A 25,374-nucleotide genomic window follows, 5' to 3' on the forward strand; every position below is an offset into this window, starting at 1 on the left:
GGACCGTGGCCAGCCTAGTCCGTCCCGCCGGATCCGCAGCGCCCGGCACGGAAGCCGCACACCTGGTCACCGCGGATCGGTTCCGGTCACCGCGAATCGATCTCGCCGATCTTCTCCGCGCCGAGCGCCTGGCGCAGCAACTGCATCGCCTGCTCCTCGCTGCTCTGCCGGGCGGTCTGCTCGTCCACCACCTCGTCCAGCGGCTCGTCACCCGGGTCGAAGCCCTCATAGACGGGGCCGCGCGGCGGACCGGACGCGGCGCCGGACCGCACCGGCCCGTCATAGTCCGGGTCGTACGGCGGCTCCTCGGCGGACGACCCGTCGGCCCAGACACCGCCCCCCGCCGACGGTGCCGGTCGGCCAGCCGTCGCGGTCGCCGGCCGACCGACCGACCGCGACGCCGGGCCGTTCTGCTGCCCCGGGCCGCTCTGCTGCGTCGGTGCCGACCGTTGTCCCGGCCCAGGGCCGGTGGACGGGCCCCCACCACCCGGCCGGGCACCGTCAGCTGCCTGCCGGGTGCCGCCCGGCGGTGGGCCACTACCGGACGGGCCGTCGTTCACCGGCGGGGCGTTGCCGCCGCCCGGTCGGGCCGGTTCGGGCCAGTCGGAGTCGTCACCGCCACCGGCCGGCTGGCGACCACCGGGGCGACTCGCACCCGGCCGGCCGGCAGCCCCGCCACCCGAAGCCGCCGCGCGGGCGGCGCTGGCCGCAGCCGACCGGGTGGCGGCCGGCGGGCCGGCGGTGGCCGGACCGTTGGCAGGTGGACCGGCAGCCGGCGACACCGGGCCCGACCGGGCGGCGCTGGCCCGGGCCGGACCGGACGCCGCACCGGCGGTCTCGCAGCGGATCTGCCACCGGACCCCGAGCGTCTCGTAGATGGCCTCGAGCAGCAGGTCCGGCGAGGCGGACAGCATGGTGGCGTGCACGCTGTGCCGGAAGGTGAGCACAAGCACGTCGCCGTCGACCTCGCGTACCGTCGCCTCGCGGACCACCGCAGCGGCCCGCTTGCTCCGGTTGCCGACCATGGCGAGGATCTGGTCCCAGGACCGCCGGACGGTTGCCGCGTCGAGCGCGCCCGGCGCGGCCGGGGCCGGCTGCGGCTCGGCGACGGCCGGGTCGGGCATCACCGCTTCCGGCGGTACGGCCGGCGCGGCGGCCGGTGGTCGCTCAACCGCCGGCGGTGCGGCCGGCACCTCAGCAGCGGGCGGCGGTGCAGCGGGAGCGGCGGCCACCGACGCCGGCGCGGCGGCGGCCGCCATCGGTACGCCGGCTGCCAGCCGACGCTCCATCCGCTCCATCCGCTGCAGCAGCGCCCCGGTCGACTCCTCGGCCCCGGGCAGCAGCATCCGAGCGCAGACCAGCTCCAGCAGCAGCCGGGGCGCGGTGGTGCCGCGCATCTCCACCAGGCCGTTGTGCACCGTGTCGGCACACCGCGACAGCGTCGCCGGGCCGAGCCGCTCGGCCTGGGCGGTCATCCGGTCGATCTGGTCGGGCGGCCCGTCGATCAGCCCCTTGCTGACCGCGTCCGGCACCTGCTGCAGCACGATCAGGTCCCGCAGCCGCTCCAACAGGTCGGAAGCGAACCGGCGGGGATCGTGCCCGGCCTCGGCGACCCGGTCGACGGTCGCGTAGGCGGCGGCACCGTCGCCGGCGGCGAGGGCGTCGCACATCTCGTCCAGCAGGGCGCTGTCGGTGACGCCGAGCAGGGCCACCGCCCGTGGGTAGCTGACCCCCTCCGGGCCGGCACCGGCGATCAACTGGTCGAGCACCGAGAGGCTGTCCCGGGCGCTGCCGCCGCCGGCCCGCACCACCAGCGGAAAGACCGCCGGGTCGACCTTGACGCCCTCGGCGGAGCAGAGCTGCTCCAGGTACGGCCGCAGCACCCCCGGCGGGATCAGCCGGAACGGGTAGTGGTGGGTCCGCGACTTGATCGTGCCGAGGACCTTCTCCGGCTCGGTGGTGGCGAAGATGAACTTGACGTAGTCCGGCGGCTCCTCGACCAGCTTGAGCAGCGCGTTGAAGCCAGCCGACGAGACCATGTGCGCCTCGTCGATGACGTAGATCTTGAACCGGCTGCTGGCCGGCGCGAAGAAGGCGCGTTCGCGCAGCTCACGGGCGTCGTCGACGCCGCCGTGGCTGGCCGCGTCGATCTCGATGACGTCGATCGAGCCGCTGCCGTCGGCGGCCAGGGCGCGGCACGAGTCGCACTTGCCGCACGGCTCCGGCGTCGGTCCCTGCTCGCAGTTGAGCGAGCGGGCCAGGATTCGGGCGCTGGAGGTCTTGCCGCAACCGCGCGGCCCGGAGAAGAGGTACGCGTGGTTGAGTCGCCCGGTCCGCAACGCCTGCGACAACGGCTCGGTGACGTGCTCCTGGCCGATGACCTCGGCGAACGTCCTCGGCCGGTACTTGCGGTAGAGCGCCAGTGCCACCCTCACCGCCTCCTTCCGACCAGGCAGGGTTCCACGCCGGGAGCCATTCTGCGCGGGCGGGCCGGCGACCGCCACCCCGGGGCAGGTCCCCCGGCCGGCCCCGGAGACGAAAGGGCCCCCCGTGCACCCGCCAGAGCTCGCTTATCCTTGCTGCCTTCCGGCCCTGGGGAGGTTCACGAGATGCACGCCGCACGAGGGGTTGGCCCCACTGTACCCCGGGCGGTGGGCGGCCGTCGGCGACCCCGGCCCGTGCTGACCGCCACGTCCGCAGCCTGTATCGTGTCGTGCGGAGGATTCGCCTAGAGGCCTAGGGCGCACGCTTGGAAAGCGTGTTGGGTTCACACCCTCACGAGTTCGAATCTCGTATCCTCCGCTCACTGAGCAGCCACAACGCCGTTGGCCGGTCCCTGAGGGGACCGGCCAACGGCGTTCGTACACCTCTTCGTCTGGGCGCTGCCTGCTGCTGCACGACGAGGTCAGCCACCGACGTTCAAGATCATTCCGTGAATGGTCCCTGTCGCGGGTGACCCTGCCTTCGGGTCTGTGTGGGACTATGGGAGATGGTCAAAGAGCCGCGAGGAGGTGAGCCGTGATGTCGAGCAACGCCGAACAGATGCCCGAGTGGCCGACCGCTGAGCACGTGCCGGCTGAGGAGCTGGCGCGCCGTCAGGGCGTGCGCCCGGTCGCCTCGGTTGACGGCCTCGCCCGGCCGGACCTGTTCGAGTCGGATGACTTCCTCGCCGACCTGTACGCCTCCCGTCGGGCTGGGGCCGCGTGAGTCTGGTTGTCCTGGATACCGCATCCGACTCGGCTGCCGGGTCAGGTCACGACCCCGCCGGTACGCGGTAGCCGAGCAGCTGACCGTAGGTCATCAGCGGACGCAGCGTCGGCGTGAGCATCGTCGGCTCGGACGACCACCGATGCCCACGGTTGCCGTCCAACCGCTGCTCCCGGGCCGCCGCACGCTCCCGGGCCAGCCTGGCCAGCCGCTTCGACGCCGCCGACCGCCCGTCCCGCCGCTCCCGCCACCGCACCACCAGCTCACGAAACATCTCGACAATCACTGCTCTCTCCACTTCAAGATTGTTCTCCGCGCCGGGGCAGTCGAAAAAGTCCCTGGCGTTGCACGAATATCTCCCGCCGCTCGGCGGCATCGCCGGATTTGTCGATCACGTAACCCGTGACCCAGAGCCAGCCCTCGTACGTCGGCTTGGGGTCGACGGAGATGACCCGGAACCGCAGCCGGCGCTCACCAGCGAACTGCACACTGGCCTCACCACCGACCACCAGCACGTCACCCGGCCTCGGCTCGGGCGCACGGAGCAGCCGACTACCCGCCACGCCGATCCGCCAACGGATACGTCGTACGCCCGCAGTCCGGACACCACCGCGACTTCACCCTGAACGACCACAGCCCGGCGCAGAAGCCCAGCAACGCCGCACTGAACAGCGCCCCGACATCCCACATCGATGGATTCCTCTCACAAGGGAAGACGTTTCCGATCGGTCACGCGTCGTCAGTCGTCGAACGCCACCGGCTCGCCGCCGTTGGCCTGCCACCGGGCAAGGACCTCGGCGAGGATCCGTCGGGCACCGGCCTCACCGCGCTCGGCCTTCAAGTCCTCGAAACTCCACCGCAGCGTGAGAGCCACCTCGGCCGCTTCATCGGTCCCGCACTCATGGGTGACGTCAGCGTCGTCGGCGGCGCTTGGACCGGGCCCGGTCCAGCGATCCTCATCCATCGGCGTCATGCTTCAAGAGTGGGCCACGACCATCAAACATGTCAACGGTAGCAACGGGTACAAGTTGCTGCCATTGCTAAGCTTGACAGCGTAGCGTTCGCGGCATGAGACTGGTGGCTTTGGGCGAGATCCAGGCGCTCATGGGTGGCATCAGCCGTCAGCGCACCCAGACCATCGTCAACCGGCCAGACTTCCCGAAGCCACTCGATACGCTCACCGTCGGCCGGATCTGGGCACGCGAAGAGGTCGTCGCCTGGATCAAACAGAACCGGCCGTTTCAAGAAGAAGCGCTTTGACGATTCCCGACGTGCGTGGTCGGCCATGTGCTGACATCGGCCAGCTATAGCCGCCGAGTTGGACCAGCGCCATGCGGGTCAACCACGAGCACGCCCGCAGCGGCGCCTTCGCCCACTTAGCCCGCCTACGACTCCGACAGCCACGGGGCACCATGATCCACAGCACTCCAGCTGGTCAGGCCGCGGCGTGTCGAGTCGAAGAGACGCTGTGGATCACGGCTGCTCGCTGAGCAGCCACAACGCCGCTGGCCGATACCCACGGGACCGGCCAGCGGCGTCGTACAGCTCTTCGTCTCGGTTATTGGTCTCAGCGTCGGCGGAGTTGTCCGCAGGGTCAGCGAGGCGACGCGCTCGGCGGGTCGGCCAGTGGCTCCTCCGCCGTTGACGAGACACCCGGCTCCACTTCCACCGGCAGCGCCGGGTCGGCCGACGAAGAGGCGTCGATTGCCGGGCCAGGAGGGGCCGAGGCCGGCGAGCGAGGCGGGGTGGACGGGGTCGACGTCGGCGGGCGGTCCGGTGCCGGGGTGGAGGGCGGGACCGGCGGGGCGGTCGCCGGCTGCTCCGGTACGGCGGTCGGCGACGAGTAGCCCGGTTCGATCGGAGCCTCGTGCCGACCGGATGACAACGCGTTCACCGTGCCGATGCCGAGCGTCACGACCACGAGCACGGCCAGTCCGCTGCCGGCCGTCGCGGCGATCCGACGGCGGCGGCGTGCCCGCTGCCCGGCGGCGATCAGGGCTTGTGGGGTCAGCCGGTGCGGCGGCGCGGCGGCCGCTCGGACCTCGATGAACGCTGAGGTCAGGTCAGATTCGTTCACTGGCTTCGCCCCCCTATGGCCACGTCGTCGGGCAGAAGTTCGCGCATTCGCTGCAAGCCGCGAGCGCATTGACTCTTTACGGTAGTCAGTGAGCGTAAGAAGCCAGAAGAATCTTGGATCTACCGAAACCAGTCCTGACCAGCGGCATCCTGCCTGGTGTGACCGCGCCCGATGCACAGCTGACGCGGCTGCGCTGTCCGGCAAGGGCTACCGCCCCGGTGCCGCAGGGCGGCACCGGTCGGCACCGGTCCGTCTCGATCTGACCACGGCGATAGCCCTCGCGCCGCAGGCCGGGAAGGCGTATCTGACGCAGGCTGTCGCCCCGTGGCCGTGCGAGACCTATCTCCACATCCAGCACGGTGACAGCGACATCGCGATGACGGTGCGGAACGCGTCGCCGTTGTTGTCCGCGCTGCGGCTGCTCACGACCGAGGCCGAGGCCGAAAGTGGGTGGTCGTGGTGAGGAGCCGTACGGATCGGATCCTGACGGCCGTGACCGTGGTGTGCGTCGCGGGGCTGGCCGTCGTCGCGGGAACGATCTCGTTCGCGCACATGCACGAGCTCGTCGTTATCTGGAGCTTGTGACCTGGTGCGCGGGTTTACCAGGGCTTTCGCGTCGTGGACATGTCCATGACGGGCCAGGTGGGCGTCGGCGGGTTGGCTCGCGGCGGTGGGGTTTGATCGCTGGGTTCAGGACGGTGGGTGAGGAGTTCGAGCGGCCCGTGCCGTCTGGAGCCAGTCTTCCCGCCAGGGGAAGTGGTCGGCGTTGATGGGGTGTGCGACCACGGTCTTGATCAGGAAGTCGTACCAGCCGTTGCCGAGTAGCAGCTTGTAATCGGGTGGGCCGCCGGCACGGATCATCGGCATGGGGCCGTCGCCGTCGTCGGTGAACTCCACGTCAACGGGGAGGCCGCCTTCGTGAACCAGTTCGCAGCGCAGCCATTTGTAGAGGATCGTCTCCACGGGCCAGGGCTTGCCGCGGAACGCAATCTCAAGGTGGACGGTCATGCTGTCCTGATACAGCTTCTCGAACGCGGCCCGGTCGGATGCTGGCTTCGGGTGTAGCCGTCGGGCCGTCGCGGCGAACGCGATGAGAGCGATCGTCAGCGCGCCCTCGCGCCGGCCTGCTGCCCACAGGTGTTCGGCGTCTTCGACTCGACTGGCGATGCTCATAGGTCCTGCCTCGTCTGCGGGGTGTTCGGGATGTTGATGTCGTCGAAGGCCGGGTGGGTCCAGGTGCCGATGGCGCGGGGGTCGACGTGCGCGGATGCGGCGGCGTGGCTGTCCAGCCATGTGGTGTCGCTGGCGGTGACGATGAAGGTGGTGCCGTTGTCGTCCTGTTGACGACCAGGTAGGCGGTGACGGCGGGCGGGTCCGGGATGACGCCGACGGAGGGCAGGTGGCGCATGTCGCCCGTGCCAGCCGATGTCGGGTGCGGCGTCGGCGAGGGCGAGGACGGCTTGCAGCGCCCACTGGGTTGCGTGTGGGGAGGCGCCGTTGAGCCAGTCCGGCAGTGGAGTGAGCCCATCGAAGACGTCGATGGGCTCGGTCAGTCGGTAGATGAACATCACGGCTCCCTCGCCGGCGCGGGTGTGTGGCGCAGACGCCGGATCTCGCCGTGCGCGGTCTCCAGTTGTCGGGTCAGGTCGGCGTTGTCGGCGCGGAGTTGCTTGATGCGTGCCAGCGCGGTGTCGAGCCGGTGCCGCAGCGACGTGGTGCTGGCCGGTTGCGGGCCGGTGCGCTCGGGGGCGGGATGGCGTTGCTGGAGTTGCCGGATGGCGTCGATGAGATCGGGTTGGGTGTAGAGCCAGGACCGGGACACTCCTGCGGCGTGGGCAAGGCCGGCGACGGTGGCGGGGCGGCCGGTGCGACCGGCGGCGGCCAGAGCCTTCTCGGCGCGGGCACGGGCCTGTTCGGCCCGCAGGCGCGCGGCCCGGGTGAGGGCGGTGGCGTGGTCAGCCGGCGGCATCCAGGCTCTCCCCGAGGTCTTCCACGACGCCGCCGGCCACGATCTGCCCCGGCTGCGAGGTTTCCAGCGCGTCGATGATGGCGTCGAGCTTGCCCAGGGTGCGCCGGTTTCGTTCAGCGATGCGGGCCAGGCCGGAGCGCTGCGCGTCGTTGATGAGTTTGGTGGTTTCGTCGCGTTGGCGGCGGTGCTGGTCGAGGAAGTCGGTGGTGGTGATGAAGAACCGGCAGTCCAGGCACGGGTTGGCGTACTCGCAGTCGGTCTGCACCGGGGCGCCGCAGTAGCCGTTGGGCAGGGTCACCTTCGCGCGGACCATGGACAGTCGCATCCACGCGGCGTCGGCGAGGGGATGGTCGGCGGGGATCGCGGTGGTCTGCCCGTCGGCGTTGACCTTGACCGCGTTTTCCCAGTGCCGGCGCAGGGTCTTGTTATGCAGCCGGGCGTAGACAGCGGTCATCTCCCGGGACATGTGGTCGAGTAGTTGCTGCACGATGTGCAGCGGCACGTCGGCGTTGATGAGCCTGGTGGCGACGGTGTGTCGGAACTGGTGCGGAGTCACCGAGGTGGGCCGGTCGTGCTCGTCGACGAGCCGGATGCGCCGTAGCCAGGTGTTGAGGTAGTCGCGGTAGGAGATGTCCGGCATCGGTCGGCTGCCGTTGAGGTTGACCTTACGGGCCGGGAACAGCCACCGGCAGCCGGCCGGATAGCGGTCCAACACCCGCCGCTGCTGGTCGGCGATCTGCCCGGCGAGGGTGTCACTGATCGGGAAGAACGCGACCCTCTCGCGGATCTTGTGGTTGACCCATGCCAGGTAGCCGGCTCCGGTGTTGTCCCGCACCACGCAGTCGAACGGCAGCCGGCGGGCGTCTTTGAGCCGCAGCCCGCAGTTGATGAGGATGCGGGTGACCAGGCGGGCGTCGTCGCCGTCGAACAGCGCGAGGTTGGACTCAGCTTCCAACTGCCGCATCAGGTGCTCGCTGATGAAGCGGGGCTTGGCCGGTCTGGGAGGCGGGGCGTCATCGGTGAACACGAACGCGCCCGCCGGAAGGTCGGGCAGCCAGTCGTGGCGGTGCACGTCGCGCAGGAACACCGACAGCGCCCCGACGTGGTCTCGCACCGCCACGGTGGGCAGCCACGACTCGATACGTTCCCGGGTCAGGTCGGCCGGCCGCGTCTCCGAGCCGGCATGGGCGGCGAGGTGCCGGCCGAAACACGCCACGCCGATCGCGTTGCGGGCGACCGTGGACGCCTTGACGCCACGGGCGAGCCGCCACCGACACCACCGTTTGGCCACGTCCCGTAGCCACGGCTGCGGGATCCCTCCGAAGTGCATGAGACGCGGTTGGCCCGCTGGGATACCCAACAGCCGAAGGTCCCACGTGTCGCGGGGGTACTGGTCGGCCCACGGGTCGTCGGCGATGAGCAATTGGATCAGCCGCATCCGGGTGTCCAGCACGAACCGTAGCGACACTGACGCGTAGTCGCGCTGCCCACATGGGATGCGGCGGCCCGCGCCGAAGATTTTCCGCCAACCCGGCTCGTCCAGATCCAGCAGGCTGGTCACGCTGGCGTCGACGATGTGCTTGACCGCAGTGGTCACCTGCAACATCGGGGTACGCTTGACGGCCTCGTCGTGACGGCACTGCAGCCCGTACTGCACCTCCAGACGCGCATGTCGGCCCAGCCGACCCAGCTTCACGTGCGGGACCTGCCGCTCGACAGCCTCGCGGGCTACCTCCGCGTACCAGCCGGCCATATCCGGCCGCCCCGCCACCTTCCACCGCGCGTAGTGGTGATGGCAGTACGGCATCGCCGCGCTCTCCGCCCACCGAGGACAGCCGGGGAACTGGCAGTCGGCCTCCCCGAACTCGGTCGGCGTGTAGTCAACCTGAGCGAGCCACGCCGTCTGCTCGGGGCGACCCCGCCTCGCCCACTGGCGGTGGTGCCGCTGACACAGACCATTCTGCGTCGTCGACCGGTTGCAGCCCGACACCCCGCAGACCGGCGCGACACTGCGACGCAGCAGCCGTTCGTCCTCGGCTGCCAGCCAGTCCTCCCACCCGCCCCGGTGCGGATCGTGCAGCCACCTCTGGTAGTGACTGTCGCACAGCCCTCGCACCGGATGTCCCACCATGTTGAGGCAGTTGACCAGCCGGCACTCCCCACGCACGAACACCGCGTCGTCGCGGCCTGGGCGGAACACATCAGCGCGGAACTCCGGCCGCACTGCCCGCATCAGCCGCTCCAGCAGCCCAACCCGCTCCAACGCACCAGCGCCGGCCGGCTCGCGGCCCGTCACACCAGCACCCCGGCGGCGATCAAGGCCCGACGATGATCCTCTACCGTCAGGTGGCTGTAGGTCTGCGACGTGGTGGTAGCGCTGGCATGGCCGAGCAACCCGGCGACCACCTCGACCGGCACCCCGGCCCGCAGCAGCCTCGTCGCGTACCCATGCCGCAGGACATGCGGCGAGAACCCGGCGATCCCGGTCCGCGCCCGCAGCCGGGCCACCAGCTTGGCCACGCTGTCAGCGGTCATCGGCACACCCAACGGCGGGCGGAACAGATTCACGAACACGAAGTCGCAGTCCAACGTCCCGTACTCCGCCTCCATATAGTCGGCGTACGCGTCGAACACCACCAGCGGCGCGGGCACCACCCGCGCCTTCAACCCCTTCACCCGTGCCCCATTGACGTTGTCCTCGCGCGGCACCACCGCGACCTCCCCGGCGCGCAGCCGCAGATCCGCGTGCCGCAGCCCCAGCGCCTCACCCAGCCGCAACCCGGTCTGATCCAACAAGACCAGCAGGAACCGATCGCGGCGACGTGGACAGGCAGCAACCAGCCGCGCTACCTGACCCTCCGGCAACTCCACCGGCGGCTTGCGGGCAAACGGAATCCGCACCGGGCTGTACGCCTGCGCACCCAGCCGACCCCGGCGGGTATGCGCCAGCATCGGCACGAACGGACCGGTCGCCCGTGGCCCCACCAACTCGCCGAGCAACGCCGGCACCGAGCCATCCCGCCGGGCGTGGAACCGGTAAAAACTGGCCAGCGCCGCCCGCTTACGCAGCAGCGTCGCCGGCTCCACCGCCGACGGCGTGCCCGGCAACATGAACACCCCCGGCGTCCGCGCCGGCACCGGCCGCGCCAGCCAGCCGAAGAACCCGGTCAACTCCTCCAAGCTCAGCCTCCGGAAGTCCAGCCCGGCCTGGCCCAGCCACTCCACGAAGTCCCGCAAATCGTGCGCGTACGCCGCGACCGTGTTCGGCGAACGACCCACCACGCTCAGATGCGCCAGGAACGCCTCCACGGCCTCGACCGGCAACCCGTCCGCCCCGACCACCGTGTACGACACGGCACCTGTCTCCGACGCACGCAGCCGCTGCACCCGCACCCAAAACCCCCGTCATGGACACACCACCACCAAGCGTCCATCACGGGCTCCTGGCACTGCCCAACCAACGACGAAGACATCAAAGACGGCACGGGCCAAGCTCCGGATAATGGCGACCGAGCACGACCAGCACGGATGGAAGGCGTTCGCGTTCCCGATCAGCGTCGACGGGCTGGAGATCGTCGCCGCCCTGTACATGGTGGTGCAGCGCCGCGCGGGACGGCGGACGGGATGGTTGCCGTGGATCGCCTTGGTGGTCGGCACCGCCGCGAGCCTGGCCGCGAACATCGCGGTCGGCGGCGAGAGCGTGATCGGCAAGATCCTGGCCGGCTGGCCCGCGCTGTCGATGCTCATCGCAGTGAAGCTGCTGTTCAGCATGATCGACCACGGCGAGGACGGTCAGCGGACCGTCCCGGACGATCAGCGGACGTCCGCCGATCGTCCCACTGTTCTGGGGACGGTTCCACCGGCCTCCTCTGCCGGCGACCAGCCGTCCGGGACAACGAAAGGCGAACAGGCCGGCCGCGCAGGGCCGGCCGGAGTCGGTCCGGCTGACCGGCCGGGCGGTGAGCAGCCGTCCGGGACAGCAGCGACGACGGCCTCGGCCGATGCGCGGGCCGTGGCGCATTTGCTTCCAGCCGCCAGGGCCGCTGGCGCGGCTCTGGCGAGTGCGGGACGTCCGCTGTCGCGGGAGAGGCTGGCAGACGCGCTCCGCAAGGACGGTCATGGTGTGTCCAATGAACGTGCGTCACTGCTGATGAAGGTGCTCAGGTCAGAGCAGGAGACGGCAGGACCCGGCCCTGATGCTGTGGGCGGTACGGCGACGGTGTCCTGAACTGCGACCGAGCGGTCGAAGCACTTCACTCGTGGTGGTGCGGGTTTAGCTTCCGGACGGTCGCCAACTCTGGTCCACGCTGGTCTGGTGCCCCGGGGCTGGCGAAACACGAAGGGAACGGTGTCGTGCGCTCGGGTTACAGGGGGAAGCTTGTTCGTGATCTATGGGGTTCAGGGACCCGCTGCTCTACGCTGGGCGGGCAGTCGGAGGCACAGCGGAGGGAGTGGCTATGTCCGTGCTGGTGGCGTTCTCGGTGACACCGTTGGGCGTAGGCGAGGACGTGGGTCGGATCGTCGCTGAGGGCATCCGTGTGGTCCGGGCCTCGGGCTTGCCGAACCAGACCGATGCGATGTTCACGTTGGTCGAGGGGGATACGTGGGATGAGGTCATGGGAGTGGTCAAGCAGGCGGTGGAGGCTGTGGCCGCGTTGGCGCCACGGGTGAGTACGGTAGTGAAGGTCGATTACCGACCGGGTGTTTCTGGGGCGCTTACCGGAAAGGTCGAGGCGGTGGAACAGTACCTCAGCGAAGGCGTCGGCGAGTGAGAAGACCGTAGTGTCGGCGCGCCGGCGCAGCGCAGCCTACCCGCTAAGAATTTGACATTCCATCTAGGAGTTCTGCGCATTCTCGTGGCCCTGGTAGGTTACGCACTGCAGTTGGGGTTGCAGCAAAGACGCGATTGGCGAGGGAAAGGAAGATTCCTTGCCGATGATTGACGGGCAGGCTCGATAACGTCTCGACAATTAGTTGCGAACCGGCTTCGGGCTCATTGGTCTCAATCAGCGCCATAGCCCGGTCGAGGCTCATAATCGCGGGATCGCCAACCACTTGTGGAGAGTAGAGCTGCCGGGCTTGTCGATGGGTTTCTTGTGCCGCATCATACTCACCGACCATCGTGCGCACTCGCCCTTCGTAGAACAGGCGTCGGCGCAGGGAAAATCCGAAGAACGATTCGGCACGGTCTGTCTCGTTCAGTACGTCGTGTGAATCTTGGGCTCGGCGAAGCGCGACGCGCGCCTCGCCGTGGTCGCCAAGCCGGGCACGTGCGAGCGCTTCCAACATCGATGCCAGCGCCACAGGGAAGCACGGCTTCATGTTCGCGATCTGTTGTGCCTGCTGGGCGAGGCGCACAGCATCTGCCTGCCGTCCGTTGTAGAGCGGCACCATCGCGCTGAGTGCCCGAACTGCAGCCTGCAGCTGCGTTGCGCCGGACTGATCGGCGGCGGCCATCGCCGTGGCGTACCAGGAGTAGGCTTGCTTGGTGTCTCCCAGCACGCTGAATTCGTCGGCGACTACGGCAGAGAAGCGGGCGATTACGCCGTTCAGCACTTGAACGTCATCCACGTTCCGGGCATATCGAAGCATCATATTTGCGTCGATCAGATCCGGCGTGATGTGGCGGATCATGTCCGCAGGCGCCATTGTGGCAACATTGACTGCATGTTCGCGAACCTTCTCCTGCAATCGAGATAGGCGATCCGCATACAGCAGCCCTTCGCCATTTGCCGCCTCAATCGCTTGAAGCATCTTGTCTGGCTCAGGCAGCAAGTAGGGCGCAGTGCCACCTGAAGAGACACGGTTTTCCTGGTCGCGCCTTGCGCTCAGTTCTGACGAAACCAAACTCAGTGCCAGACCCGCAGACGAACCATTTCCGGGTGTCCGGTTCGGGAGTGGAGACGAGGAGGCGCGAACGATGTAGAAGCCAAGCTCTTTATCGCTTGCCACCCCGAGGACGGCACGAAATGCTTCGCGGTAAAGAGCTTGTGGCCATCGGTGCCGGCCGCGTTCAAGTTTGCCGACGTAGGTGTCGTCCAAGGCGACGCGGCGCCGGTGCTTGTCCCAGAGGTAGTTGTTGACGGCCTCAGCCAACTCCTGGCGAGACATCGGGCGGGAAGATCCGGACGGCGACTGACATCCCAGACGGGCGTCACGTAGGAGGTCGTTCGGTTGCTGGGCGTCACGGTCAAGGCCTGAAGCGGAGTGCTTCCGCCGTGGTGGTTGAGGCGGCATGGCGCCCTCCCCCGGTTCGATGCTCTCGGTGCCGCCACGTCACGGCCACCTCGGCCGGCACGGCGCTGTCGTCAGCATATTGCGTGGCTCAGCACGGCTCCAGACTTACGGGGTCGAGGGAGGCCGAGGGAGGCCGGGAGCCACGCGCCCCCTGCGGATTCCCTTGGGGACGCGTGGTGCAGCCTCGTCGTGCTTGATCAGCCCACCTCCTACCTGTCGAACTCGCCCAGGCGAACGCCATGAGTGAACGCGCGCCACTCGGCTGCGGTGAACGCCAAGATCGGACCGGTGAGGTTCTTTGAGTCGCGAACGCCGACGACGCTGGTCGCGGCGAACGCGACTTCGACGCAGTTGTCTCCGCCTCCGCTTCGACTTGACTTACGCCAGTTGGTGAAAATGGTGAAGTTCATCATCTGCTCCCTGCCATATGAACCAAGCCCTCTGCCACCTCGGCGAGGAAGTCTCTGCTGTCTGCGGATGTCATCGCCGCTTCCTGTAACCGCCGGTAGAGATCTAGATATTTGTTGACCTCAGTGGGATCCGTGAGGACGAGATCCGAGGTGACGGTGTCGACGGCGACAACGACTGGATCGTCATGGTCGGGATAGCGATAGGTGAAGAACGGCGAACGGGGCACCGCATATCCTTCGATCGAGGCCGACAGCGGGAGAATCCGGATGGTGACCTGCTTGCGGTGGTGTCCGACGTCAACGAGGTGGTCAAGTTGGGCGCGGACCACATCGGGTGGTGCGGCGAACCGACGGATTGCTAGCTCATCTACGATCACCTCGTAGATCGGTCCCCCCGGTCGCTCCAGAACCCTTTGCCGGGCGGCGCGGGCTTCCAGTGCGCGGGCTGGGTCGAAGTCGGCGGAATAGGTGGCGCGGTCGGCTCGTGCCCGGACCTCGGTGAAGGCCGGGATCTGAAGTAGGCCAGGCAGCAGCGTCATCTGATACTCGTTGATGCGGCGGGCTCCGGCTTCGAGATTGGCGTATAGCGCCTGGCGCGGTCCCATCTCTTTAGCGAACTTCTCCCACCATCCTTTTTCTTGAGCCTCGCGCGCGATGGTCATGATCTGCGTCCAGCGCTTTTCTCCGACATCGAGAGCTGCCAGGATGCGCATGATCTCGTCGAGATCAGGTGCGACATGTCCATTTTCCAGGCGGCTAATCCGCTGACGCGCGACCCCGATAGTTTTTGCCAGCTTGTCAGAGGAGTATGCATGCTCCTCGCGCAGCCGCGTCAACTCGGCCGCAAGTCTCCGGCGGCGGACGTACGGACTGATCACGGGATACCTCCGTACGACAGGAAGGCAGCAGGTTACGTGGTGCTGGTGCACATCGTGTGCGGCAAGAGCGTAGCCCGGCTCCGACGCATGTTTCCGGACTGACGGAGCGGATTTCAAGCAAACCGGCAGGTCAGCGGCTTGTCTCCTGGTAAGTCTCCTGCCAAGCCTCCTGTCAAGTCAGCGTTGCTCAGTCTAGGACTGTCCGTGATCGTGGACATACGGCACGCGATGGTTGATGGCGATCACTCTGAAGTGCGTCAATCGGCTGCGTGCCGAGCACATATCCGGTCGAGTTCGGTGGAGGCAACATGCATGCGGAAGCAGCTCGCCATCTTCACGCTGTCCCCGTTGCTTCCTGGGTACCCGACCGCGCGGAACGCCGTGGGTTGAGGCTGGCTGTACCAGCGACCGCCAGTCACGTCGAAGCCGCAGCCGTGGTCTCCCCGCTGCAGCTATCGACGCCACCGGGGCTCGGCCGCCGCCCCCTGGCCACGAAGTCGAAGCCAGGTCAGGGATCACCGGCTGGAGATCCTCCTGCGCGGGTGGGCGACCCGGCTCGCGTAGACCGGTCCTACCCACTCAACGGACTTTTGGTCTGCGATTCCTGTGACCTCTCTTTGCGACCCCTGGAATCGATCGGTGGCAGGCGGTGCTATCGCTCTCCCTGCGGCTGTCGGCTGAGTTCCGTGGACGCGGAGGCGGTGGAACGGCAGACATACAACGCGCTGGACGACAGCGGACTGCTCCCGATCGAGAGTGTGTTTGATCCAACGGAGGCTGCCGGGCTGTTCATGCTGGCCTTGGTAGCCGTGCGGGTCGGGGCGGTACCGGAGGAACTGGCTTTCATCTGGCGGATCTGACTCCTGCCCGCCGTCGCTGCCGGGGAGGGCGTGGCGGCGGGCAGGCCACGGGCGGTGTCCGCCGAACTTCCCCTTGATCGACCAATAGCACAGCGGCTGAGGAGCGATGATGTCGTCCCCTTTCCCCGATATTGACCCGAATCAGCGCCGGCCCGATCAAATCGCGGACGCTGGAACCTACCGCAAGAACGATCCGGTTTGGGTATGGGCACCCCGCACTGGCCAGTGGCGGCCGGGCGTCGTCGACACAAGTTCAGGACTCGCAGTTCTGGTGACCTTCGTTCTTGGTCCTGGCGGCGGGACTGCGGTTGATTCACTTCTCCCGCGACATGTCATGCCGCGCGACGTGGGGATCGACGGTGGCGTTACTGATCCGTCGCTACCGCGTCGTCCACACACCATCCGCCCCACATCTACCGGTACTCCAATCGTGGTGTGACCTACTGCCTCCAGCACCACTTCAGCATTAGAAAGGGTCACATCTTGGACAGACTCGCCCCAGCGGCTTCAGACGGCCTGGGCCACCCGGTGTGGTGTGATCCAGACCAGTGCACCGTCGCCGGTCCAGCCGAGTTTCACCCCACGTCGGCGCCACCGGCCCACTGGAGCCGCCAGTACATATGCAACCCGCCACCGAAGAAGCCCGGCACGGAGGTGACAGTCCAACTGGTGCGCTATCCGGAGGACCCGCAGCCGACCGACTTCATCAGGCTGGAGTTGGGTGATTTCGAAGGTCGACAGTCGTTCTATTTGCGAATCGACCAGAGTGAGGCGATCGTCGAATCACTGTCGAAAATTCTCGTACAGGCGCAGCGGGGCACCAGCTCTGCGACGAAAGGCGCACTATGACCACTGTCTTTTCCCCACCCCCTCCTGCGGCATCGAACGGCCATGCGCCCCTGCCGCCCATCGTCTGCGCGATCGATGACGGCTACGCCACGCCATTGCAGGCGTTGATGCGCTCGCTGGCCGCCGCACACCCCGACGGCGTCGGCGAGCTGCACCTGTTGGTCGTGCATCACCGGCTGAGCCAGGGCAGCCGAACGGCGTTGACCCGCGTCGCCGACGAGCTTGGCCTAACGATCCGGCTCGTCGCCGCCGATGGCATCACTGCGCGCGGACCTGTGTCCGGCTGGGTCAGCCCGGCGGTCTATCTCCGCCTGCAGCTCGCCGAGCTTCTCGATCTCGATGGTGTGATCCTCTACCTTGACGCCGACGTGCTCGCAGTCGCCGATCTGCGGCCGCTACTGCGCCGGCCACTACACGGAGCGGCGCTGGCGGCGGTGCGTGACCCGCGAAATCCGCTGGTTGGCGGCGGGATCGCCCTGCCCGGATGGAGGCGCCTGGGCGTACCCGCTGGGCGGGACTACTTCAACTCCGGCGTCATGCTGATGGACCTCGGGCAGTGCCGCAGGACGGGGCTGTTCGAGCGGGCGGCCCAGTTCCTGGCCGACTTCCCGGACGAGGTACGACTCTGGGATCAGGACGCACTCAACGTGGCGGCTGACGATCAGTGGCTGCGGCTGGACCGCCGGTGGAACACCTTCGTGCTTTCCCCCTTGGTCGACCAGCCCGGCTTCGTCCACACCGACACCGAGCCGGTGATGCCGCTTGCGCAACTGCTCGACGACGAGCACACCGCGGCCGTGCTCCACTTCGCGGGCAGCGACAAGCCGTGGCTTCCCGGCTACCCGGCCGGCCCGGCGCTGCAGCGCTACCGGTCTTTCCTGCTCGCCACTTCAGAAGCAAGCCGATGAGCGGCCGGAGTCTGTGGCGACGGCCGGAATTCTGGCTGGCGACCGCAGTGTTGACTCGGCACACCATCGGTGCCCTCAACCTACGGAGCACCCTCAAGTTCGCCACCGTAGCCAGGCCAGCTGACGGCGACGGCGTGCCCACGATTCCGATCCACGTCGTCATCCCAGTGTTGCGCGAGCAGCCCCACATCCGCCCGGCGCTGGAGTGGTTCGTTCCGCTGTTGGACCAGTTCTCCGGCTCGACGCTCACCATTGTCAGCACCGGCCGGGAGCAGCGCGAGCGAGAACACATGATCCGGTTGTTGACGGGCTGCCATGCGCAGTCGATCACCCCGGTCCGGTTTCCCCAGTTGTGTGACGCGGAGCTGCACGATCTGGTGGATGCCGCAGCCAAGGCCCAAAGCGGGGTGCTGACCGAGGCTGCGGCTAGGGAGGTCCTTCAGCGTTTTCCGTTGACCGCGCACGTCGTTGAGGAGGAACTCGACCGGCTGCTGCGGCCAGCGCACGTGCGTCATGTCCAGTTCGACGGGGACGGCCGCAAGGCAGCCCAGGTCAACCACGCCGCAGCCAGCCTAGGGAACGATGCGGTCGGCTACATCGCTGTCTACGATGTCGACTCCCGCCCTCGTGAAAGCCTGATGCGGCGCACTCTGGCGTTCATCGCCGAACGGGCCAGCGCCGATGGGCAACTTCCGGCCGTAGTACAGCAGTCTGCCCGGTTCACGACCGCTGGCACCGGTCCGAGCTGGGCCGACCGGGCCATCTGTCGCGGCGCGGCCCGGGTGCAGACGCTGTGGACGCTGCGCCGCGAGGTCCCCAGTTTCCGCCGGTTCGCGTGGGCGACCCGGCGTGTCACAGGCGTGCCGCTGCTGGATGCGGCGATGCGGGGCCTTGCCCAGACAGTCGGCCACGGGCTGCTGGTGCGTTGTGATGTCTTTGCCCGGCTTGGTGGCCTGCCGACTTACACAGTCCTGGACGATCTGCCGTTCGGATACCGCCTGACAGTCGAAGGCATCCCAGTGGACTGCGTGCCAGGACTGGCGGTCGCCGACGCACCGGAGGACGTGCGCGACCTTATCGCCCAGGGACGACGCTGGTTCCAGAACTACCTGGATTACCCCCGGTGCGCAGCGCGGGCGCGCGCCGATGCCGTCGGGACCACCGCCGAACACGCGGCCGTACTAACCGTGGCGGCCTACCGGGGGCTGGCGTGGCTCGCCGCCGGTCCCGCTACCGCGGCGTGCCTCGTGCTGGCCGCCGGCCGGTTCCGCCCACCGGTGCGAGTCCTGGCCGCTGCGGCGTTGTGGCTGGGCACAGTCACCCCCGTGCGGATGCTCGCCGGTGCCGAGGGCCGGCACCTGACCGTGCGGCAGCAGGCCAGCGAGTCCATCGAGGTTCTCGCCGCCTACCTGCTGCGCTCCACCGGCCCGATCGCTGCGGTGGCGGACCGGATTACCCGAGGCGACGGCGCGCTGTCGCCGAAAACAAACCGGCGCAACACAACGGTCCCACCGTCCGAGGAGGATAGCCGTGATCATCGGGATTGAGGGGGTGAGCTGTACTGGCAAGACCACGCTGTCGGCCCAACTCGCCCAGCGGCTGCACAACCCGCTGGTGATTCCCTGCTACTACCACTGTGCCGCCGACCCCAGCCAGCTTCCCGCCCCATCGGCGACGACCGCAGACGAACAGATGGCCGCGCTGGCAGCCTTTCTCGACATCGAGGCGCAGCGGCGACGACTGGCGATCCAGGCTCACGATCAGGGCCGGGACGTCATCCTCGACCGGACAGTTGACACGCTGCTCGCTCACTCCCACGCCGTGGGCCGCCTTCGCGGTTTCGACACCGACGCCGCCGGTCGCGCCTTGGTGCTGGCCAGCTCGATCGTGGTGCCGGACATGACGGTGCTGCTGCACGCCCCGGCCAAGGTCATCGAACAGCGGGCAGCCCGGCGGACTGCGATGCCTCGCATCTTCTACGCGCCGCCTTTCGCAGCGGGGTTCAACGCCTATTTTTCCGGTCCGATCTCCCCGACGGTGATCCGCTTCGACAGCGCCGGTGGACTCGATGACCTCACCTCGGCCGTCGCCGAGCAGGCCGAGCGGTTGCGTGCTCGCGTCGCGCGAGGGCAAGCCCCAGCGGCGGTCGAGGCGACGACGTGAACACGGTCATCATCGGCTGCGGCGCGATCGCCTCGCGGTGGCTTCGGACGCTCAGCGCCGATCCCCGCGTCCGCGTCACCGCGTTCGTGGATCCCGACGCCACGGCCGCACAACGGCTGGATCTTCGGCATCCCGGCGTGGCAACGCGGTGGTTCCCCGACCTGGCGGCCGCCCTCGCCGCCGTTGACGCCGAGGTGGCGGTCAATCTCACGCCACCGGCGTTGCACGCCGCCGTGTCGCGCAGCGCTCTGGCGGCAGGACTGCATGTGCTGTCCGAAAAGCCGCTGGCCACCAGCCTCGCCGATGCCAGCATGCTGGCCGGGATGGCCGCCGAGCGCGGCCTGCTGCTCGCAGTGATGCGCAACCGTGCCCGCGACGGCCAGTTCCTGCAGTTCCGGGACCTGCTGCGCCAGGCTACGGAGGGACCGCTCATGGTTACCGGAGACGTCCTGGTCAGCCTGCCCGACCCCGGGTTTCGCAGCAAGACAAGTTTGCCGGTGACCACCGACCTAGCCGTGCACGCGTTCGACCAGCTGAGCGAGCTGGTGCCGGCACCTGCGGTGCAGGTCTGCTGTACCGAGACGCCGATCGGGTTCGTCGGCCCTCACGGCGGCCTCGCCACCATGATCGTCACATTCGCGGACGGTTCTCTCGCCAGCTACCGCGTCGGGTACACCGGGCCGCAGCTGCGCACCCCGGCGAATGGAATCTGGCGGGTCGAAGCACACGAATTCGCAGCCCGTTGGGACGGCGCGGGCACCGTCACCGCCTGCGCCGGCCGTCAGGACAGCGATCGCCCGATCCACCTGCCGGACACACCACCGGGATACCGGCTGTGCATCGACGCGATGGTCGACGCGCTGCACGCCGGAACCGCCGCACCGCCACCGCTGGCCCCGATCGCTTTACTCGACGCTGCGCTGACCTCGGCGCGCACCGGCCGCCCGGCCCCGGTCGCCCCGGCCTGGGAACGGTCATGATCGGCAGCGACTCCTACACCGCAGCTCGTGCCGCGCTGGCCAGGGCAGAGCCGGCAGCCGACCGGGTCGGGCTGACCCTGTTGTGCGGCGGCGCGGACAACCGGCTCTACTCGGCAACCACCGCCCACGGCCCGGTGATGATCAAACTAAGCCGGCACCAGGCCGCACGGTACGACGTCGCGGCCTGGGCGAGCGCCACCCTCGCGGCGGCAGGCGTCCCCGTGCCCCGCATTCTCTGGTTCGACCAGCACAGCTGCGTCGAGACCCGGTGCCCTGGGTTGCCGCTCGCCGATCCGGCGGGCGACGTAAACCTGGCCGCCGCAGATACTGCCGTCGCCCGGCAGGTCGGCCGGCTGCTACGCCGCGTCCACGCAACCGCGGTCGACGGGTTCGGGAAGCTCGACGCCGACGGACACGGCCGACATCCGTCGATGCGCAGCTGGCTACTCGGCGGCCGCACCTGCGCGATTCCTTCGCGGATCGCCGGCGTCAGCTTGCCGGCGCTGGAGGTCCGGACGCGCCGCGCCCTGATACAGCACGCCAGGAACTGCGACGGTGTTGCCGCGCGACTGGTCCACGGCGACTGGGCCGCACGGCACGTCATCGCCGACGCCGGCCGGGTCACCGGACTTGTCGACCTGGAGAGCGTGCGCGGAGCCGACCCGCTGACCGACCTGGCGGGCTGGTCGCTGCAGGAGCCGCCCGAGTTGACCACCGCGCTGTTCGACGGCTACTTCGACCAACCGCCGAGCCTGCAGATCCGCTACCGCCTCACCGTATACCGCCTGCGTATCGCCACTTCCTTGCTGCATTGGCACGCCAGCCAGGGCAACCCACAAACGGTACGCCTGCGCGCCGCGCAGTTGGCCGCCGACCTCGACGACCTCGACCACGAAGCTCCGCGCGCGATCCCGCGCGTGGCCATCTGACCCGCACCACCGAAGTGAAAGGGAACCGCATGACCGTCATCCACACCGCTGCCCGCCAGCGGATCACCCCGGACAGCAGACCGCCGGGCTGCCCGGTCCAATCAGCTGGGATGTTCGTCATCCGCTCCGACGGCACCGCCACCTTCGACCGCCACTACCACGATTTCGACGAGTTCTGGCTCGTCGCCGCAGGAACCGGCACGGTCCAGGTCGGCGACGAGCAGCATCACATCACGGCCGGAGACATCATCTTCACCGCCGCCGGACTGGACCACGATGTGATCGCCGTCGCCGAAGAGCTGCGCGTGTTCTGGCTGTCCCTGCCACCGGCCCCAGGCGGCAGCGGCGCACACCTGCACCGCACCGAACACGACGCGATCAAACACGCCGTACGGGTCGTCGCCGCAGGCGGGCGGCGATGACCGCCGTCGCTCCGCTAGTCAAACTTCCGTTCCCGAAGCAGCCGAAGTACGGACCAGCCGAGCGTGCAGCCGTCTTGCAACTGCTCGACACCGGACACCTGTCGGAGACCACCCGAGGCCCGGCGACCGCCTCAATCGAGGACGCCTTCGCCGCCCTAGCCGGCACCGCCTTCGCGTTGTCGTTCAACTCCGGCACCGCCTCACTCAAGGCCGCCCTACACGCGGTCGGTGCCCGTCCCGACGCCGGCGTGCTCATGTCACCGATGACGTGGATCTCGCCGATCACCGCCGCGTTCCAGGCCGGGAGCTTCCCGGTATTTGCCGACGTCGCGGCCGAGTCGGCCAACCTCGACACATGCGCGCTCACGGAATCGGGCGACGTCAGCGCGGTGCTCGTCACGCACGCCTGGGGCCTGCCCGCCGCCGTGGACACACTGACCGCAGTCGCCGCAGTCCCCGTGGTCGAGGACTGCTCCCACGCCCACGGGGCACGCCACGCCGGCCGGCCGGTCGGCTCCTGGGGCACCGCCGGATGCTTCAGCTTGCAGGAGGCCAAGTCGGTCTCCGGCGGCGAGGGCGGCATCCTGACCACCAACGACCAGGCCGTCTACGAACGGGCGATGAGCCTCGGGCATCATCCTCACCGCCTGCAGGCCGAGCTGACCCTGCCCGAACTGGTGGCGACCGCCGACACCGGCGCAGCACACAAATACCGGATGCCGGCTCTGTCGGCGGTCATCGCCCGGCAGCAGCTGGCGAGCCTGCCACAACGCATGGCGGCCTCCGAGGCAAACCTCGCGATCCTGCGTGACGTACTGCACGACCGCGCCGCCCCGATCGCCGTGCCCGACCCTGGCCCGGGCGGCGTCCGAGGCTGGTACGGCACCCCACTACGGCTTCTTCAGCCCGGCGCCGACGCTGAAGCGCTGCATGAAGCCTTCGCCGCGCAAGGCATCCCCGTGCGGCGCATCTACCCGGACTGGCTGGCCAGCCCGCTGCTGAACACCCCGGCGCTGCTCCACCGCTACTGGCCACACCTACAACACAGCCCATGGCGGCCCCCAGACCCCGGCGCGTTCCCCCACTACCGGCAAGCACGCCGCAGCACCCTCATCCTCAAAATCCCCACCGTGGCCGCCGATGAATACATGGCCCAGGTCGGCCAGGCCCTGGCTCACGTGCTGACTCACCATCCCTGACTCATCGCTCCAGGAGGTCCCCGATGACGTATTTCTGCCGCGCCGCAGTGATGCACAAGCCCGGCGAGCCGTTCCAGCTACAAGACATCCAACTCAGCGAGCCCGCGTACGGCGAAGTCCTGGTGCGTACCGTGTCGGCCGGGATCTGCGGCACCGACCTGCACTTCGCGCGCGGCACCGTGCCTTTCCCCGTACCCACTGTGCTCGGGCACGAGGCTGCCGGTGTTGTAGAGGCCATCGGTGCCGGAGTCAGCGGCTTCAAAGACGGCGACCGGGTGATCGTGTGTGATCAGACATTCTGCGGACGGTGCGCGGCCTGCCTGACCGGACGCATGGTCTACTGCACCGACCCAGGCACCAAGCAGCGCCAGAAAACACGGATGACCATCGACGGGCGGCTCGTACGCCAGTACCTGGGTGTCTCCGCGTTCGCCGAGCTGATGCTCGTCGACGAGGCCGCACTCGTGGCGATGCCCGCCGGGCTGTCCTTCGACGCCGCAGCGCTGTTGGGTTGCTGTCTGACCACCGGTCTCGCGGCGGTGTTCAACGTCGCCCGCCCGGCACCGGGGTCGACAGTGGCCGTGTTCGGCTGCGGCGGGGTCGGCCTGGCAGCCGTCCAGGCCGCACGGATCAGCGGCGCTGCCGAGACGATCGCCGTAGATCTGGAGCCGCACCGCAGGGAGATCGCCGCCAAGCTCGGTGCCACCGTCACCATCGATCCAGCCGACGGCGACGTCACCAAGCAAGTTCTCGCGATCGCGCCCGGCGGCGTCGATGCCGCGATCGAGGCGGTCGGCCTGGCCGAGACGACCGGGCAGGCGTTCGCCGTACTGCGCCCCGGTGGGCAGGCCACCGTTCTGGGAATGATGCCGCCCGGTACCGAAATTCGCCTGCCAGCAGCCCTGTTGCGGCACGGCCGCGGGATCACCGGCACCGTGATGGGATCGGTTCGCACCCGCTTCGACATCCCGCGCTACGCCGCTCTGGCGATGCGGGGCACCCTGCGCAGCGAGGAGATCATCACCAGCAGCAGGCCACTGCACAACGTGAACGAGGCGATGGCCGACGCCGAAGCACGCCAAGGCATCCGATCCATGATCCATTTCTAGCCTCGTCCAGCGCGGACCCGGTAGCGCCCTCCAGTCCCGCTCCGGAGGATCGAGCACATCGCCCTGCGAGTAGGGAGGGTCAGGGTCGCGCCACGAAGGCGTCGCGAACCTGACCCCGGTTTGCCGTCCACCAGTGCAGGAACGCCTCACCGGAGAAGAACAGGTGGTCACAGGAGTGGTCGCCTCGGTCGTAGTGGAAGACCAGCTGCCAGAAGTCCGAGGCCCGCTTCCACCATAGGCGGTCCACCGCGTCGGCCAGTTCGGCGTCGCTGATCGCGACCACGGCACGGTACCCGGCGACGAACGCGGCCACCAGCTCCAGGTCCAGCTCGCCCGCCTCACCACCGAACTGCAGCGTGGCGGTCCGGGCGATCTCCTCGCCGAACGGGCGAGCCCTGATCCGATCCCAGTCGATCACTCCGGCGACCACCCCGTCACGCCAGATGATGTTGCGATGCTGAAAATCACCATGGGTGTATCCGGCAGGGCCGGCCGGTTGATCGGTGGCCGGGCACAGATGCCCATACTCGGCGATGAGCGCCTTGCGCCGCCGCAGCAGCTCGACCGTCTGGACGTCGAACGGTGTAGCCGAAGCGAAGGCATCGATGGCGCGCAGATACCGGTCAGCCTCGGCTACCGCCTCGCCGGGCGTTGTCACCGTGGCAGTGACGGCACCGGAAGCCGGCAGCCACCTCCGCAGGCCCGGATCGTTGAGCTCACGGTGCAGCCTGCCCAGCACGCCGCCAAGGTGATGTGCTTGGCCGGCCGACAATCCGGTACCCGCAACGTGGTCGCCGTCTAGCCAGCCGAACAGACTGTAGGCGCGGTCATCCACCTCGGCGACGACATCACCGCCGATGGTCGGCACCGGCGGACACGCCGGTACACCGGCCGCAGCGAGCGCCGCAGCGACGCTCAGATTGCGTCGCACGGTCGACACCGGCGCGTCCAACAGCAGCTTCAGCGCAAACGCGCCACCGGCGGTCCGCAGCTGCCAATTGCGGTTCATCAACCCGTTGGGCAGAAATCGAACCCCCTCGACCACCCCGAGCCGGTACGCATCGACCAGGAACGGCAGGTCCTGGGCAGCCAGGTCGAGAACGGCGACCTCGGCAAGCACGGAAGCTGTCACAGGGACGTACGCTACCGAATCCGCCGGACAGCCCAGCGCAGCGCG

28 protein-coding genes, 1 tRNA gene and 1 other RNA gene are annotated in these 25,374 nt (G+C 68.5%); 15 read left to right on the forward strand and 15 right to left on the reverse strand.

All coding sequences use genetic code 11. The annotated features are described in order from the left end of the window. Positions 1-86 precede the first annotated feature (86 nt). Complete coding sequence (locus O7629_RS24595) at positions 87-2,429, reverse strand: DNA polymerase III subunit gamma and tau (RefSeq protein WP_278172100.1); 2,343 nt, start codon at positions 2,427-2,429, stop codon at positions 87-89. Positions 2,430-2,539: 110 nt separating this feature from the next. Beyond that, an RNA gene (gene ffs / locus O7629_RS24600) (signal recognition particle sRNA small type) lies at positions 2,540-2,630 on the reverse strand. Between the two features lie 87 nt (positions 2,631-2,717). On the opposite strand from ffs, the gene O7629_RS24605 reads away from it, so the two are divergent. Next, a tRNA-Ser gene (locus O7629_RS24605) sits at positions 2,718-2,802 on the forward strand. 219 nt (positions 2,803-3,021) lie between these two features. Beyond that, a complete protein-coding gene (locus O7629_RS24610) occupies positions 3,022-3,207 on the forward strand; it encodes a hypothetical protein (RefSeq protein WP_278172102.1) in 186 nt (61 codons plus the stop codon). A gap of 46 nt (positions 3,208-3,253) precedes the next feature. Here O7629_RS24610 and O7629_RS24615 read toward each other — a convergent pair whose 3' ends face one another. The 3 genes from O7629_RS24615 to O7629_RS24625 all read right to left on the reverse strand — a co-directional run bounded on the left by O7629_RS24615 (position 3,254) and on the right by O7629_RS24625 (position 4,180). Next, complete coding sequence (locus O7629_RS24615) at positions 3,254-3,493, reverse strand: hypothetical protein (RefSeq protein WP_278172103.1); 240 nt, start codon at positions 3,491-3,493, stop codon at positions 3,254-3,256. Between the two features lie 13 nt (positions 3,494-3,506). Further along, complete coding sequence (locus O7629_RS24620; protein ID WP_278172104.1) at positions 3,507-3,770, reverse strand: hypothetical protein; 264 nt, start codon at positions 3,768-3,770, stop codon at positions 3,507-3,509. A 176-nt stretch (positions 3,771-3,946) separates the two neighbouring features. Further along, positions 3,947-4,180, reverse strand: coding sequence for a hypothetical protein (locus O7629_RS24625; protein WP_278172105.1), 234 nt, complete (start codon positions 4,178-4,180; stop codon positions 3,947-3,949). Between the two features lie 95 nt (positions 4,181-4,275). Between O7629_RS24625 and O7629_RS24630 the strand changes: the two genes are divergently transcribed. Further along, on the forward strand, positions 4,276-4,467 hold the full coding sequence (locus tag O7629_RS24630) for a hypothetical protein (RefSeq protein ID WP_278172106.1): 192 nt from the start codon (positions 4,276-4,278) through the stop codon (positions 4,465-4,467). A 334-nt stretch (positions 4,468-4,801) separates the two neighbouring features. Here O7629_RS24630 and O7629_RS24635 read toward each other — a convergent pair whose 3' ends face one another. The 6 genes from O7629_RS24635 to O7629_RS24660 form a co-directional block, all read right to left on the reverse strand. Beyond that, positions 4,802-5,284 (reverse strand): hypothetical protein, encoded by a 483-nt coding sequence (locus O7629_RS24635; protein WP_278172108.1) that lies wholly within the window; start codon positions 5,282-5,284, stop codon positions 4,802-4,804. 690 nt (positions 5,285-5,974) lie between these two features. Continuing rightward, positions 5,975-6,457 carry a hypothetical protein gene (locus tag O7629_RS24640; protein WP_278172109.1) on the reverse strand — a complete coding sequence of 161 codons (483 nt, stop codon included), beginning with the start codon at positions 6,455-6,457 and terminating at the stop codon, positions 5,975-5,977. Continuing rightward, positions 6,454-6,852 (reverse strand): hypothetical protein, encoded by a 399-nt coding sequence (locus tag O7629_RS24645; RefSeq protein WP_278172110.1) that lies wholly within the window; start codon positions 6,850-6,852, stop codon positions 6,454-6,456. The genes O7629_RS24640 and O7629_RS24645 overlap by 4 nt, the downstream gene beginning before the upstream one ends. Next, entirely contained in the window at positions 6,852-7,253 is a 402-nt protein-coding gene (locus tag O7629_RS24650) for a DUF6262 family protein (protein ID WP_278172111.1), read from the reverse strand. The genes O7629_RS24645 and O7629_RS24650 overlap by 1 nt, the downstream gene beginning before the upstream one ends. Continuing rightward, entirely contained in the window at positions 7,240-9,549 is a 2,310-nt protein-coding gene (locus O7629_RS24655) for a tyrosine-type recombinase/integrase (protein ID WP_278172112.1), read from the reverse strand. Before O7629_RS24655 ends, O7629_RS24650 begins: the two co-directional genes overlap by 14 nt. Continuing rightward, on the reverse strand, positions 9,546-10,607 hold the full coding sequence (locus tag O7629_RS24660; protein WP_278172114.1) for a tyrosine-type recombinase/integrase: 1,062 nt from the start codon (positions 10,605-10,607) through the stop codon (positions 9,546-9,548). The genes O7629_RS24655 and O7629_RS24660 overlap by 4 nt, the downstream gene beginning before the upstream one ends. 148 nt (positions 10,608-10,755) lie before the next feature. Between O7629_RS24660 and O7629_RS24665 the strand changes: the two genes are divergently transcribed. Next, positions 10,756-11,481 carry a DUF2637 domain-containing protein gene (locus tag O7629_RS24665; protein ID WP_278172116.1) on the forward strand — a complete coding sequence of 242 codons (726 nt, stop codon included), beginning with the start codon at positions 10,756-10,758 and terminating at the stop codon, positions 11,479-11,481. Positions 11,482-11,710: 229 nt separating this feature from the next. Next, complete coding sequence (locus O7629_RS24670; RefSeq protein WP_278172118.1) at positions 11,711-12,025, forward strand: MTH1187 family thiamine-binding protein; 315 nt, start codon at positions 11,711-11,713, stop codon at positions 12,023-12,025. Between the two features lie 43 nt (positions 12,026-12,068). On the opposite strand, the gene O7629_RS24675 is transcribed toward O7629_RS24670, so the two are convergent. The 3 genes from O7629_RS24675 to O7629_RS24685 form a co-directional block, all read right to left on the reverse strand. After that, positions 12,069-13,364, reverse strand: a complete 1,296-nt coding sequence (locus O7629_RS24675) for a hypothetical protein (protein ID WP_278172119.1) — start codon at positions 13,362-13,364, stop codon at positions 12,069-12,071. Between the two features lie 335 nt (positions 13,365-13,699). Further along, positions 13,700-13,900, reverse strand: a complete 201-nt coding sequence (locus tag O7629_RS24680; protein WP_278172120.1) for a DUF397 domain-containing protein — start codon at positions 13,898-13,900, stop codon at positions 13,700-13,702. Continuing rightward, positions 13,900-14,778, reverse strand: a complete 879-nt coding sequence (locus O7629_RS24685; protein ID WP_278172121.1) for a helix-turn-helix transcriptional regulator — start codon at positions 14,776-14,778, stop codon at positions 13,900-13,902. The genes O7629_RS24680 and O7629_RS24685 overlap by 1 nt, the downstream gene beginning before the upstream one ends. A gap of 686 nt (positions 14,779-15,464) precedes the next feature. Here O7629_RS24685 and O7629_RS24690 point away from each other — a divergent pair. The 10 genes from O7629_RS24690 to O7629_RS24735 all read left to right on the forward strand — a co-directional run bounded on the left by O7629_RS24690 (position 15,465) and on the right by O7629_RS24735 (position 24,197). After that, positions 15,465-15,638: a hypothetical protein gene (locus O7629_RS24690; RefSeq protein ID WP_278172122.1), complete on the forward strand. Its 174-nt coding sequence runs from the start codon at positions 15,465-15,467 to the stop codon at positions 15,636-15,638. A 669-nt stretch (positions 15,639-16,307) separates the two neighbouring features. Continuing rightward, positions 16,308-16,487 carry a hypothetical protein gene (locus O7629_RS24695; RefSeq protein WP_278172123.1) on the forward strand — a complete coding sequence of 60 codons (180 nt, stop codon included), beginning with the start codon at positions 16,308-16,310 and terminating at the stop codon, positions 16,485-16,487. Further along, positions 16,484-17,395, forward strand: coding sequence for a glycosyltransferase family 8 protein (locus O7629_RS24700; RefSeq protein WP_278172124.1), 912 nt, complete (start codon positions 16,484-16,486; stop codon positions 17,393-17,395). The genes O7629_RS24695 and O7629_RS24700 overlap by 4 nt, the downstream gene beginning before the upstream one ends. Further along, the gene (locus tag O7629_RS24705; RefSeq protein WP_278172126.1) at positions 17,392-18,942 is read left to right on the forward strand and encodes a glycosyltransferase family 2 protein; all 1,551 of its coding nucleotides are present in this window, start codon (positions 17,392-17,394) and stop codon (positions 18,940-18,942) included. The genes O7629_RS24700 and O7629_RS24705 overlap by 4 nt, the downstream gene beginning before the upstream one ends. Further along, positions 18,926-19,558 (forward strand): AAA family ATPase, encoded by a 633-nt coding sequence (locus O7629_RS24710; RefSeq protein ID WP_278172127.1) that lies wholly within the window; start codon positions 18,926-18,928, stop codon positions 19,556-19,558. Before O7629_RS24705 ends, O7629_RS24710 begins: the two co-directional genes overlap by 17 nt. Continuing rightward, positions 19,555-20,538 (forward strand): Gfo/Idh/MocA family oxidoreductase, encoded by a 984-nt coding sequence (locus O7629_RS24715; RefSeq protein WP_278172129.1) that lies wholly within the window; start codon positions 19,555-19,557, stop codon positions 20,536-20,538. The genes O7629_RS24710 and O7629_RS24715 overlap by 4 nt, the downstream gene beginning before the upstream one ends. Continuing rightward, complete coding sequence (locus O7629_RS24720; protein WP_278172130.1) at positions 20,535-21,467, forward strand: aminoglycoside phosphotransferase family protein; 933 nt, start codon at positions 20,535-20,537, stop codon at positions 21,465-21,467. Before O7629_RS24715 ends, O7629_RS24720 begins: the two co-directional genes overlap by 4 nt. Positions 21,468-21,496: 29 nt before the next feature. Further along, on the forward strand, positions 21,497-21,889 hold the full coding sequence (locus O7629_RS24725; RefSeq protein ID WP_278172131.1) for an AraC family ligand binding domain-containing protein: 393 nt from the start codon (positions 21,497-21,499) through the stop codon (positions 21,887-21,889). Continuing rightward, positions 21,886-23,088, forward strand: coding sequence for a DegT/DnrJ/EryC1/StrS family aminotransferase (locus tag O7629_RS24730; RefSeq protein ID WP_278172133.1), 1,203 nt, complete (start codon positions 21,886-21,888; stop codon positions 23,086-23,088). The genes O7629_RS24725 and O7629_RS24730 overlap by 4 nt, the downstream gene beginning before the upstream one ends. A gap of 23 nt (positions 23,089-23,111) precedes the next feature. Continuing rightward, entirely contained in the window at positions 23,112-24,197 is a 1,086-nt protein-coding gene (locus tag O7629_RS24735; protein WP_278172135.1) for a zinc-binding dehydrogenase, read from the forward strand. A gap of 79 nt (positions 24,198-24,276) precedes the next feature. Here O7629_RS24735 and O7629_RS24740 read toward each other — a convergent pair whose 3' ends face one another. Further along, positions 24,277-25,329 carry a phosphotransferase gene (locus O7629_RS24740; RefSeq protein ID WP_278172136.1) on the reverse strand — a complete coding sequence of 351 codons (1,053 nt, stop codon included), beginning with the start codon at positions 25,327-25,329 and terminating at the stop codon, positions 24,277-24,279. Positions 25,330-25,374: the final 45 nt, after the last annotated feature.

The organism is Solwaraspora sp. WMMD792, assembly GCF_029626105.1.
Lineage (GTDB): Bacteria > Actinomycetota > Actinomycetes > Mycobacteriales > Micromonosporaceae > Micromonospora_E.

Bases quoted from the DNA above. Each gene is read 5' to 3' on its own strand.
- O7629_RS24675 (WP_278172119.1), bottom strand. From the start codon at position 13,364: ATGTCTCGCCAGGAGTTGGCTGAGGCCGTCAACAACTACCTCTGGGAC.
- O7629_RS24680 (WP_278172120.1), bottom strand. From the start codon at position 13,900: ATGAACTTCACCATTTTCACCAACTGGCGTAAGTCAAGTCGAAGCGGA.
- O7629_RS24735 (WP_278172135.1), top strand. From the start codon at position 23,112: ATGACGTATTTCTGCCGCGCCGCAGTGATGCACAAGCCCGGCGAGCCG.
- O7629_RS24730 (WP_278172133.1), top strand. From the start codon at position 21,886: ATGACCGCCGTCGCTCCGCTAGTCAAACTTCCGTTCCCGAAGCAGCCG.
- O7629_RS24625 (WP_278172105.1), bottom strand. From the start codon at position 4,180: ATGACGCCGATGGATGAGGATCGCTGGACCGGGCCCGGTCCAAGCGCC.
- O7629_RS24700 (WP_278172124.1), top strand. From the start codon at position 16,484: ATGACCACTGTCTTTTCCCCACCCCCTCCTGCGGCATCGAACGGCCAT.
- O7629_RS24650 (WP_278172111.1), bottom strand. From the start codon at position 7,253: ATGCCGCCGGCTGACCACGCCACCGCCCTCACCCGGGCCGCGCGCCTG.
- O7629_RS24665 (WP_278172116.1), top strand. From the start codon at position 10,756: ATGGCGACCGAGCACGACCAGCACGGATGGAAGGCGTTCGCGTTCCCG.
- O7629_RS24640 (WP_278172109.1), bottom strand. From the start codon at position 6,457: ATGAGCATCGCCAGTCGAGTCGAAGACGCCGAACACCTGTGGGCAGCA.
- O7629_RS24725 (WP_278172131.1), top strand. From the start codon at position 21,497: ATGACCGTCATCCACACCGCTGCCCGCCAGCGGATCACCCCGGACAGC.
- O7629_RS24720 (WP_278172130.1), top strand. From the start codon at position 20,535: ATGATCGGCAGCGACTCCTACACCGCAGCTCGTGCCGCGCTGGCCAGG.
- O7629_RS24645 (WP_278172110.1), bottom strand. From the start codon at position 6,852: ATGTTCATCTACCGACTGACCGAGCCCATCGACGTCTTCGATGGGCTC.
- O7629_RS24630 (WP_278172106.1), top strand. From the start codon at position 4,276: ATGAGACTGGTGGCTTTGGGCGAGATCCAGGCGCTCATGGGTGGCATC.
- O7629_RS24670 (WP_278172118.1), top strand. From the start codon at position 11,711: ATGTCCGTGCTGGTGGCGTTCTCGGTGACACCGTTGGGCGTAGGCGAG.
- O7629_RS24705 (WP_278172126.1), top strand. From the start codon at position 17,392: ATGAGCGGCCGGAGTCTGTGGCGACGGCCGGAATTCTGGCTGGCGACC.
- O7629_RS24610 (WP_278172102.1), top strand. From the start codon at position 3,022: ATGTCGAGCAACGCCGAACAGATGCCCGAGTGGCCGACCGCTGAGCAC.